The organism is Microbacterium sp. MYb64, from assembly GCF_002979495.1.
GTDB lineage: Bacteria > Actinomycetota > Actinomycetes > Actinomycetales > Microbacteriaceae > Microbacterium > Microbacterium azadirachtae_A.
In genome coordinates this window covers 1-10,001 of the sequence record NZ_PCOW01000038.1, presented here as the reverse complement: position 1 = coordinate 10,001, position 10,001 = coordinate 1, and the positions used below count along the sequence as shown (strand labels likewise).

Below are 10,001 nucleotides of genomic sequence, written 5' to 3'. Positions count from 1 at the left end.
CATCAGTCCCGACTACTACGTGCGTCTGGAGCAGGGGAGGGCGCGGGCCGGGCGAGCACGCGGAGGTGGTCGCGCTCGACGTCGTCCAGGCTCAGCACCCGGGAGATCGCATCCAGCACCTGGTCCGACGCGGCCCGCGCCCTCCCCTGCTCCAGACGCACGTAGTAGTCGGGACTGATGCCCGCCAGCAGCGCGACCTCCTCGCGTCGGAGGCCCGGCACGCGTCGCCCGCCGCCCGCGGGCAGACCGCGTTCCTCGGGTGCGACCCGTTCGCGCTTCGCGCGGAGGAACTCGCCGATCTCCGATGTCATCGTCTCAGTATCGCCGCTGCGCCCCGCACGAGGGTGGCCCTGGCAGACCCAGGTTCATCGGGACGTTCCCGCCGAGGAGTCCTCCTCGGAGGCTGGTGCCATGAACACTTCTTCTTCCACTCCCTCCCTCCCCCTGTCCGGACGCATCGCTCTCGTCACGGGAGCCGGCAGCGGCATGGGTGCGGCGATCGCCGCGCATCTCGCCGCACTCGGCGCCTCGGTCGCAGCGCTCGGCCGCCGGGAGGACCGCCTCACGGCCCTTACGACCTCCGCCGCCGGATCCGATGCCGCAGGGCGGATCCTGGCCGTTCCCGCGGACATCACCTCCGAGTCCGAGATCGACGCCGCCGTCGCGCGGATCCACCGCGAGCTCGGCGCGGTCGACATCCTCGTCAACTCCGCCGGCGTGATGCTGCCCAATCCGCTCGCCGACGGCCGCGCCGACGAGTGGGGCCGCATGATCGACACGAACCTCACTGGGCTGCTCCGCATCACACGCGCGGTGCTGCCTGACCTGCTGCAAGGCGCCGGCGGCGGGCCGCGCGACATCGTCAACATCTCGTCGATCGCCGCGCACGTGACCTTCCCGGATTATGCGGTCTACGCCGCGACGAAGGCCGCGGTGACCACGCTGTCGGCCATGCAGCGCACCGAGGTCGCGCGCCACGGCGTGCGCGTCACGAACATCGAGCCGGGGCTCACGCAGACGGAGCTCGGCACGCACATCGGCAACGAGCGCCTGAGCGCGGAGCTCGCCTCGATGTTCGCCGCGATCGAGGCGATCTCGGCGGATGACATCGCGGATCTCGTGGACTTCGTCGTGACCCGCCCCGCGAACGTCAACCTGCGCCAGGTCGTGGTGCTGCCCACCCAGCAGGCGTGACACGCGGTCGGGGCTCGCCGGAGCGAGGTGACCGGACGCCCCCACGGAGGGGGTCCGGTCACCAGCCCTCGGTGAGCACCCGGTCGACCGCCGCGACGACCAGGTCGGCACTCCGCGCGGTCAGGCACAGCGGGGGCTTGATCTTCAGCACATTGGAGCGTTCCGAGGTGGTCTGCACGATCACGCCCAGCTCGCGGAGCCGTTCGCAGATCGCGGCCGCCTCGGCGGCGGCCGGTTCCATGCTCTCCCGGTCGCGGACGAGCTCCACGCCGAGATACAGGCCCTCGCCGTGGACCGGGCCGATCAGTCGATGACGCTCGGCGAGCGCACGGAAGCCCTCGGCCAGGCGCGCCCCCACGACGCGGGCGTTCTCCTGCAGGCCTTCCTCGGCCATCGCGTCGAGCACGGCGATGCCGACCCGGCAGCTGAGCGGGTTCCCGCCCGCGGATGAGAAGAACTGCCCCTGGGCGGCGAGCGCGTCGGCCACGCGCTTCGACGTGATCACGCCGCCGATCGGATATCCGTTGCCCATCGGCTTCGCGATCGTGATGATGTCCGGTGAGACGGCGGACTGCTCGAACCCCCAGAACGAGGATCCCATCCGTCCGAATCCGACCTGCACCTCGTCGGCGATGCAGAGGCCGCCGGCGCCGCGCACGCGCGCGTAGGCTTCCGCCAGGTATCCCTCCGGCAGCATCACGCCGCCGGCGTTGCCGAGCACCGATTCGCAGATGAAGCCCGCGACGGGGCGTCCCTCCGCGGCGAGGCGATCGAGATCGGCCGCCAGATCCGCGGCGTACTGCGGTCCGGTCTCCTCGCCGCGGTAGGTGCCGCGGAAGCGGTTGGGCACATCGGCCACGTGCACCCAGTCCGGGCGCGTGGCGAAGGCATCGGGGTTGTCGTAGGCGCTCGTGGTGACCGCATCGCTCGCCATGGTCCAGCCGTGGTACGCCTCGCGGAGCGACACGATGGTCTTGCGCCCGGTGGCCGCCTGCGCGAGCCGGAGCGCCAGATCGACCGCCTCGGATCCGCTGTTCACGAGCAGCACCGTGTCCAGCCGGTCGCCCGGCGCGTCGGAGGGCCTCTCCGGCAACAGCGCGAGGAGCCGCTCGCTGTACTCCGCGAGTTCGCGGTACAGGAACCGGGAGTTCGTGTTCAGGATCCGGATCTGCCGGTTCACCGCGTCGGCGACGCGCGGGTGTCCGTGCCCGAGCCCGGTCACGTTGTTCACCATGTCGACGTATGCGCGGCCAGTGGTGTCGACCAGGTGGTGCCGCCAGCCCCGTTCGATCTGCGGAGGGCGCTCGTAGTACCGTTCCTGGGCACTCGCGAAGATGCGCGCCCGCCGCGCGAGCTCGTCCGCCGCATCGTCGGACTGGCTCATCGCGGGCAGGCCCAGGATCCCCGCGGGATCGATCGAGTGCCGACGCCACGCCGGAACGCGGTCGGGCTCCACGAGGGGCGCGTCACCTGTCCCGCCCGCGGGAGTCTCCGCACCCGCCGCGATGACCGTGACGACGAGGGTGCGCGGCACTGCGGATTCGGGAAGCCATCCGATGGCGTCCCCCTGCGCGACCTCCGCGCCGTCCTCCGACGATCGCTGCACGCCGCGGATCTCGCATCGCCAGCCGTTCGCCGACGCGATGCGCATGACCCCGTCCGCCGACGTCACGATCCTCCCGGAGACGGGGGCCGCGAGCGGCAGCGGTGGTCCCGCGGGAAGATGGATCGCGGTGCCGATCGGCCAGGTCGCGGCCGCGTCGGTCGAGTCGAGTGCGGTGCGGGTGAGCCGATAGACGCCGTAGGGCATGACGGCCGCAGCGGCGCCCCGTGCGAATGCCCCGCGGACGAGCGTTTCCTCCGCGTCGGGCGCGAGCCAGGCGCCCGACGCGAGGCCTTCCGACTCCGTGCCGGGATCCAGGACGACGACCTCGCCGGCGAACTCCGGCAGGAGGGGCGCGAGCGGCGCAGCACTCTGCACCACTGAGGGCTGGGACACGGCGGCCGGGAAGCCCAGCGCCGCGAGCACCTGCTCGACCGCTTCGACGAGCGGCACCGCGGTCGCGGCGTCGAAGATCGCCTGCTCCCCCGCGATCCGCTCCCTGGCGTAGGCGTTGTCGCCGTCGATATCCAGCTGCCGCCAGCCGCTCGCGACGAGCAGCGCGGCGCGCAGCGCGATGAGCGGCCAGACCGCCCTGGCCTCGGCCTCGCTCAACGGCGCTTCGGCGTGGAAGGCGACGATGGTCTCGAGCACCCGCAGCGGGCGCTCCGGCTCATGATGCAGCATCGACGACGCGCACACGGCGAGCTCTGCCACGCGCCAGCCCAGCGCGAGGTCGCCGAGGTCGAGCACTGTGCGGGGGTGCAGCCGGGAGTCGGCGCCGCGCACACCCATGACGTTGTCATCCGTGAGATCGCCGTGGATCGGCTGCACCGGGAGCTCCGCGGCGACGGACCGCAGGACCTCCTCGGCCTCTGTGATCACGGGCGACACCCGGTCGCGCAGCACCGGGTCCGCGATCGACGGCAGCAGGTTCCTCGCCTCGTCCGCGGCCACCCGCATGTCCCACATCTGCGGGCGGTCGAGCCCCGGGTGCTCCAGCGCGGCGAGCGCGTTCACCGAGGCGGCGGCGAGGGATCCGAACTCCCGCAGCACGACCGGCGCGAAGTAGCCGGCGTCGACCATCGCCTCGCCCTCGGCGAAGGCGCTGCGCCGCACCGCGAAGCCGCGCCAGCGCTGCGTCAGGGCGCCGTCGCCGCCGGGAAGGGCCGCGGGCACCGGCACGCCGGCGCTGCGATAGGCGTCGAGCGCAGCATGCTGGGCGTCCCTCGCACTGTCCGGGAAGGCCGGGTTGTCGATCCGGAGCACGCTGCGGGATCCGTCGGGCTCGGTCAGCAAGAAGTTGCGGTCCTGATTGCTGCCGAGTTCGGATGCCGTGACGACGACGCCCCAGAGCTCGCGCGCGATCGCGACGGCGTCGGAGGCGGTGACATCGGGGCGCACGAGTCCCCCGGTCTGTTCTTGCACGGCGATTCCTTCGTTCGGAGCGGGAGGCGTTCGGAGCGGGTTCTCGTTCGGGGAGAGGAATCCGGTCAGAGCGCGTGGTCGTCGAGGTGCCGCGCGAGCGAGCGGGCGTAGCGCTCGGTGAGCTGGACCATGAGGTCGGGCGTCGAACGGTCCACGCCGAAGACGTAGCCGGGGAAGTCCAGTTCGTGCTGCGCCTCCCAGATCTCCTCATGCCGCTCGGGCGAGAGGATGCGCACCGGATCGCCGACCGCGACCCACCCGATCGGCACGACGGTCTCGGGCGGCAGGGTCGTGCGCAGATGGACGACGGCGTTGATGCGCACCTCGCTGCGCTCCCCGATCACGGCGCCGTTGAAGATCCTGGTGCCCGTGGCGAGGAAGACCTCCTCCGCGATCGTCGCGCCGGAGATGCTCGCCATCGGCCCCACCAGCACGTGGTCGCCGATGTGCACCGGGTTCGCCGCGGTGGCGCGGATGAGAGCGTTCTCCATCACGATCACGTGCTCGCCGAGCGTGATCGGGCCGCCCTCCGCCGTGATCACGGCGCCGTGCAGCACCTGGCAGTTCTCACCGATCGTGACATCGCCGGAGATCACGGCGGACGGCGCCACGACCGCGGTGTCGTGGATGCGGGGCCGAGCCCCGAGGTGCTCGTAGATCATGTGATGAGCGTAGTCGCCAGCGCGGACCGGGCGTCTCGGAATCGGCGACGCCGGAGCGCTCAGATCCCGACGGGAGGCAGAAGGCCCTTCGCCGCGGCCATCGTGCGCGCCACGAGCAGCGCCGAATCCAGGATCTCGCCCTCGGCGATGAGGCGGTCGAGCTCGGCGAGCGGCATGCGCACGCTGCGCACCTGCTCCGCCGGATCGTCGGTCGCGGCGTGCCCGCGCCGCACGGCCGTGGCGAGGAACACGTGCGTCTTCCAGACGCTGCGCCCCGGATTCATCACGAAGACGTGCAGGGGCGTGAGCTCGTCGGCGATGAGTCCGAGCTCCTCTTCGAGCTCGCGCCGGGCGGCATCCGCAGGAGCCTCGCCGGGATCCCCTGCGCCACCGGGCAGGTCGAGGATCCAGCGGTCGATCGGGTAGCGGTACTGCCGGGCCAGCACGACATCGCCGCCGAGCACCACGAGCGTGGACACGGAGAACGGCGCGCTGCGATCGACCTCGTAGACCGTGCGCGCGCCGCCGGGGAGCTCGACCTCGTCGGCGTCGATCCGCACCCGCCCGCGGTGCACCTCGCGCGTGGACAGCCAGCGCCACCGCGGCTCGTCGGCGCTCATCCTGCGGCGCCCGCCTGTGCGACTGCGGCAACCGGCTCCGCCGGGGCGGGCTCGGGGAACAGCGCGGTCAGCAGCTGACCCGTCCATTCGACCGGGTCGACCCGATCGGCGCCGGGCATCGGCACGACCAGCGCCTCTCCCCCGCCCACAAGCTTGGCCTGGGGATACAGGCGCTGCACGCGCACCTTCATCGAGTCCTCGAAGCGAGCGGGAGCGACCCGGAGGTTCGACCCCATCGCCACCACGTCTGTGAGGCCCGCACGTGCGGCGCGGCGCCGCAGCCGGGCGATCGCGACGAGACCCTCGACCTCGGCCGGCGGCGCGCCGTACCGGTCCGCGAGCTCCTCGACGACGTGGCCGATCGCGTCATCCGCCGCGGTCGCGGTCGCCGCGCTGGAGAGCTTCTGGTACGCCTCGAGCCGCAGTCGCTCGCTGTCGATGTACGAGTCGGGGATCCGCGCGTCCACGGGCAGCTCCAGGCGCAGCTCGGCGCCGGTCTCGGTCTCCTCGCCGCGGAACGTCGCGACGGCCTCGCCGATCATGCGCAGGTACAGGTCGAAGCCGACCCCCGCGATGTGCCCGGCCTGCTCCGCGCCCAGCAGGTTGCCGGCGCCGCGCAGTTCGAGGTCCTTGAGGGCGACCTGCATGCCGGATCCCAGGTCGTTGTTCACCGCGATCGTCTGCAGCCGGTCGGCCGCGGTCTCGCTCAGCGGCTTCATCTCGTCGTAGAGGAAGTACGCATAGGCGCGCTCCCGGCCACGGCCCACGCGCCCGCGCAGCTGGTGCAGCTGGCTCAGGCCGTAGCGGTCGGCGCGGTCGATGATGATCGTGTTGGCGTTGGAGATGTCCAGACCGGTCTCGATGATGGTCGTGGACACCAGCACGTCGAACTTGCGCTCCCAGAAGTCGTCGACGACCTGCTCCAGCTGATGCTCGCCCATCTGCCCGTGCGCGACGGCGATCCGCGCCTCCGGCACGAGCTCGGCGAGCTCGCTCGCAATGCGCTGGATCGACTGCACGCGGTTGTGCACGTAGAAGATCTGCCCCTCGCGGAGAATCTCGCGGCGGATCGCCGCAGCGACCTGCTTGTCGCTCTTCGGCCCGACGAAGGAGAGGATCGGGTGCCGGTCCTCGGGCGGGGTCTGCAGGGTCGACATCTCGCGGATCCCGGTCACCGCCATCTCGAGCGTGCGCGGGATCGGGGTGGCGCTCATGGCGAGGATGTCGACATTGGTCTTCATCTTCTTGAGCGCGTCCTTGTGCTCGACGCCGAAGCGCTGCTCCTCGTCCACGATCATGAGGCCGAGGTCCTTGAACATCACCTGATCGGTGAGGATCCGGTGCGTGCCGATCACCATGTCGACGGATCCCTCCAGCAGACCGTCGAGCGTGAGCCGCGCCTCCTTGTCGGTCTGGAAGCGCGACAGCGGGCGCACCTTGACCGGGAAGCCCGCGAAGCGCTCGGTGAACGTCTCGAGGTGCTGCTTGACGAGCAGCGTCGTCGGAACGAGCATGGCGACCTGCTTGCCGTCCTGGATCGCTTTGAACGCGGCGCGCACGGCGACCTCGGTCTTGCCGAAGCCGACGTCTCCGGACAGCAGCCGGTCCATCGGGATGGGCCGTTCCATGTCGGCCTTGATCTCGTCGATGGTCTGCAGCTGATCGGGGGTCTCCGCGAACGGGAACGCCTCCTCCAACTCGCGCTGCCAGGGCGTGTCCTTGCCGAAGGCGTAGCCCTTGGCCGCCATCCGCGCCGAGTACAGCTTCACGAGCTCGACCGCGATGTCGCGCACGGCCTTGCGCGCCTTGCCCTTCGCGGCGGCCCAGTCGCTGCCGCCCATCTTGGACAGCGTCGGGGCCTCGCCGCCGACGTACTTCGACAGAAGGTCGAGCTGGTCGGTGGGCACGTAGAGCTTGTCGCCGGGGTAGCCCCGCTTGGCCGGCGCGTACTCGAGCACGAGGTAGTCGCGCGTCGTCTTCACGGCGTTGCGCCCGCCAGAGGAGACCTCGCGCTGGGTCATCTCGACGAAGCGCGCGATGCCGTGCGTCTGATGCACGACGAAGTCCCCGGCCTTCAGCTGCATCGGATCCACGACGTTCTTGCGCCGCGAGGCGAGCTTCTTCACCACGCGGGTGTCGCCGCCGATCGTGCGCCCGTAGAACTCGTTCTCGGTCAGGACCGCGATCTTCGCGCTTGCGACCTGGAAGCCCGATTCGATGGCGCCCGTGACGAGCGTCGCCACGCCGGCGTCGGGGATGCCGGGAAGCCCGTCGACCACGCGGGCCGCGACACCGCGGTCGGCGAGCACGTCGCGAGCGCGATCGACGAGGCCGGGTCCCGACGCGACGAGCACGACCCGCCACCCGTCGGCGACGCGGCCGGCGGTGAAGTCGATCGCCCCGTCGACGTTGCCGTGGAACGACGGGATCGGAGCGGCGCTCACGCCGTCGGCGCCTTGGTCGAAGTTCGCGTCGTCGGAGCCGGCGTCGAAGGCGCTCAACCGCCACCACACGCCGCCGCGGTCGTGCAGGGCCGTCCGCAGCTCTGCGACCGAGAGGAAGTCGCCCGTCTGCAGGTCGATCGGGGCCGAGGCGCCGGCGGTCGCCGCGCTCCAGGCGGCATCGAGGAACTCCCGGTTCGTCTCGCCGAGGCTCGCTGCGCGTGCGCCGGAGCGCTCCGGATCCACGAGCGCGACAGCGGCGTTCTCGGGGAGGTAGTCCGTCAGCGGCACGACGGGCCCCGCGACGACGGGCAGGAGCGACTCCATGCCCTCGACCGGGATCCCTTCCGCCATCTTCTGCAGCATCCCCGCGATCCCGGGGAAGGCGTCGACGAGGGCGCCCGCGCGCTCGCGGACCTCGGCCGTCAGCAGCAGTTCGCGGCTGGCCGGCAGCGAGACCCCGGAGGGCGCGGCCGGAAGAGAGCGCTGATCCGCGACGGAGAAGAGCCGGATCTGATCGACCTCATCGCCGAAGAACTCGACCCGGGACGGGTGCTCCGCCGTGGGCGGGAAGACATCGAGGATGCCGCCGCGCACGGCGAACTCACCGCGGCGGGAGACCATGTCGACCCGCGAGTACGCGCGTTCGACGAGGGAGGCCGCCACGGTGTCGAGGTCGTACCCGCGGCCCCCGACCGTGAGCTCGAGCGGCTCGACGTCTCCGAGCCCTGCGGCGACGGGCTGCAGCGCCGCGCGCACCGAGGCGACGACGACCAGCGGACGCTCCCCCGACCAGATCCGCATCCGGCGCAGCACCTCGAGGCGCCGCCCGACGGTGTCGGGGCTGGGGCTGAGCCGCTCGTGCGGGAGCGTCTCCCACGCCGGGAAGGACAGGATCTCCGCATCGGGGCGGTAGGAACCGAGGGCGGCGGCGAGCGACTCGGCGCGCCGTCCGGTCGGAGCGACCACCAGCAGTGCCGCGGGCTTCCCCGCCGCGGACCGGCGCTCGAGGAGCCCGGCGAGCATGGGCGTGTCCATGCCTGCACTCGCCAGCAGGTCGGCGTCGGTCTGCGCCCAGCTCAGGGCGTCCCTGAAACCGGACGCCTCCTCTTCCAGAGCGCGGATGATCCCCTGCACAGTCACCGGAAGAGTCTATGCGCCGCCGCCGACACGACGCCCGGGCGGAGTCGAGCCTGCGGGTGCAGCAGCAGGTCGCGCGGCCCCTGCGGGCGTCATCCGGGTGGTCCGAGGGCATCCGCGAGAGTGCGTGGGATGTGTCGGGAGGGGCCGCCGCGGGTGCGGGGCCGGTGCCAGCTGCGGTAGGGGTCCCACCAGTGGGGGCCTCGGATCTCGGGGACCCCGTGACGCATGCGGATCTGCCAGCCGGAGGTGTCCAGGGTGCGGTGGTGATGCCAGCACAGGGCGACACCGTTGCTCGTGTGCGTGGGACCTCCGGCGGCGTGTTCCTGGACGTGATGGATCTCGCACCAGGTCGCGGGCACGTGGCAGCCGGGGATCACGCATTCCCGGTCGCGGAGGACGATCGCACGGCGCTGCACCGCGGCGAAGATGCGAGCCGTGGTGCCGATTGAGACGATCTGCCCGCGCTCGTCGAACAGCACCCGCTGGATCCCACCCGCACACGCCGTATGCCGGGCGACCGAGACCGGGACGTCCCCGCCGGTGCCCTCCAGGCGTGCCCGGCCGGTCCCATTGACGTAGTCCTCCGCAGTGACGGAAACGACCAGGGTCGGGGCGGCACTACCGAGCTGGGGCATGCCAGCGGACGCGGCGGCCGCGTGCAGGATCATCGCGAGGTTGTCATGGTTCCGCTGCGCGGGAGTGCGGGCCTCGTCCGGGACGGGAAGCCCGTCTACTGTGTCGGGACCCTCATCCAGACCGTCACCAGGCCCGTCTGGCATGGTGTCGTCGGCGCGGAACGCGACCGACCCAGTCCCCGAGCCCGACGATGGTGCCGCCAGCGACGGTGATCCGGTCGCGGCCGGATTGTTGAGCGCATCGTTCAGACGCTGCAACTGCGCGGCGACCTCGGGCA

7 protein-coding genes are annotated in these 10,001 nt (G+C 71.6%); 1 reads left to right on the top strand and 6 read right to left on the bottom strand.

The window, feature by feature from the left end:
- Nucleotides 1–2 precede the first annotated feature (2 nt).
- On the bottom strand, nt 3–311 hold the full coding sequence (locus CQ044_RS19245) for a helix-turn-helix domain-containing protein (RefSeq protein ID WP_105689962.1): 309 nt from the start codon (nt 309–311) through the stop codon (nt 3–5).
- A gap of 100 nt (nt 312–411) precedes the next feature.
- On the opposite strand from CQ044_RS19245, the gene CQ044_RS19240 reads away from it, so the two are divergent.
- A complete protein-coding gene (locus CQ044_RS19240) occupies nt 412–1,194 on the top strand; it encodes an SDR family oxidoreductase (protein ID WP_105689961.1) in 783 nt (260 codons plus the stop codon).
- Nucleotides 1,195–1,252: 58 nt separating this feature from the next.
- Here the strand turns inward: CQ044_RS19240 and CQ044_RS19235 are convergent, their stop codons facing one another.
- The 5 genes from CQ044_RS19235 to CQ044_RS19215 all read right to left on the bottom strand — a co-directional run.
- Complete coding sequence (locus CQ044_RS19235) at nt 1,253–4,222, bottom strand: aminotransferase (protein WP_105689960.1); 2,970 nt, start codon at nt 4,220–4,222, stop codon at nt 1,253–1,255.
- A gap of 65 nt (nt 4,223–4,287) precedes the next feature.
- Nucleotides 4,288–4,884 carry a gamma carbonic anhydrase family protein gene (locus CQ044_RS19230; protein ID WP_105689959.1) on the bottom strand — a complete coding sequence of 199 codons (597 nt, stop codon included), beginning with the start codon at nt 4,882–4,884 and terminating at the stop codon, nt 4,288–4,290.
- A gap of 59 nt (nt 4,885–4,943) precedes the next feature.
- A complete protein-coding gene (locus tag CQ044_RS19225) occupies nt 4,944–5,504 on the bottom strand; it encodes an NUDIX hydrolase (protein WP_105689958.1) in 561 nt (186 codons plus the stop codon).
- Nucleotides 5,501–9,088, bottom strand: coding sequence for a transcription-repair coupling factor (mfd, locus tag CQ044_RS19220; RefSeq protein ID WP_105689957.1), 3,588 nt, complete (start codon nt 9,086–9,088; stop codon nt 5,501–5,503). The genes CQ044_RS19225 and mfd overlap by 4 nt, the downstream gene beginning before the upstream one ends.
- 89 nt (nt 9,089–9,177) lie before the next feature.
- Nucleotides 9,178–10,001, bottom strand: an 824-nt coding sequence (locus CQ044_RS19215) for an HNH endonuclease signature motif containing protein (protein ID WP_146116841.1), incomplete at its 5' end; no start/stop codon positions are given.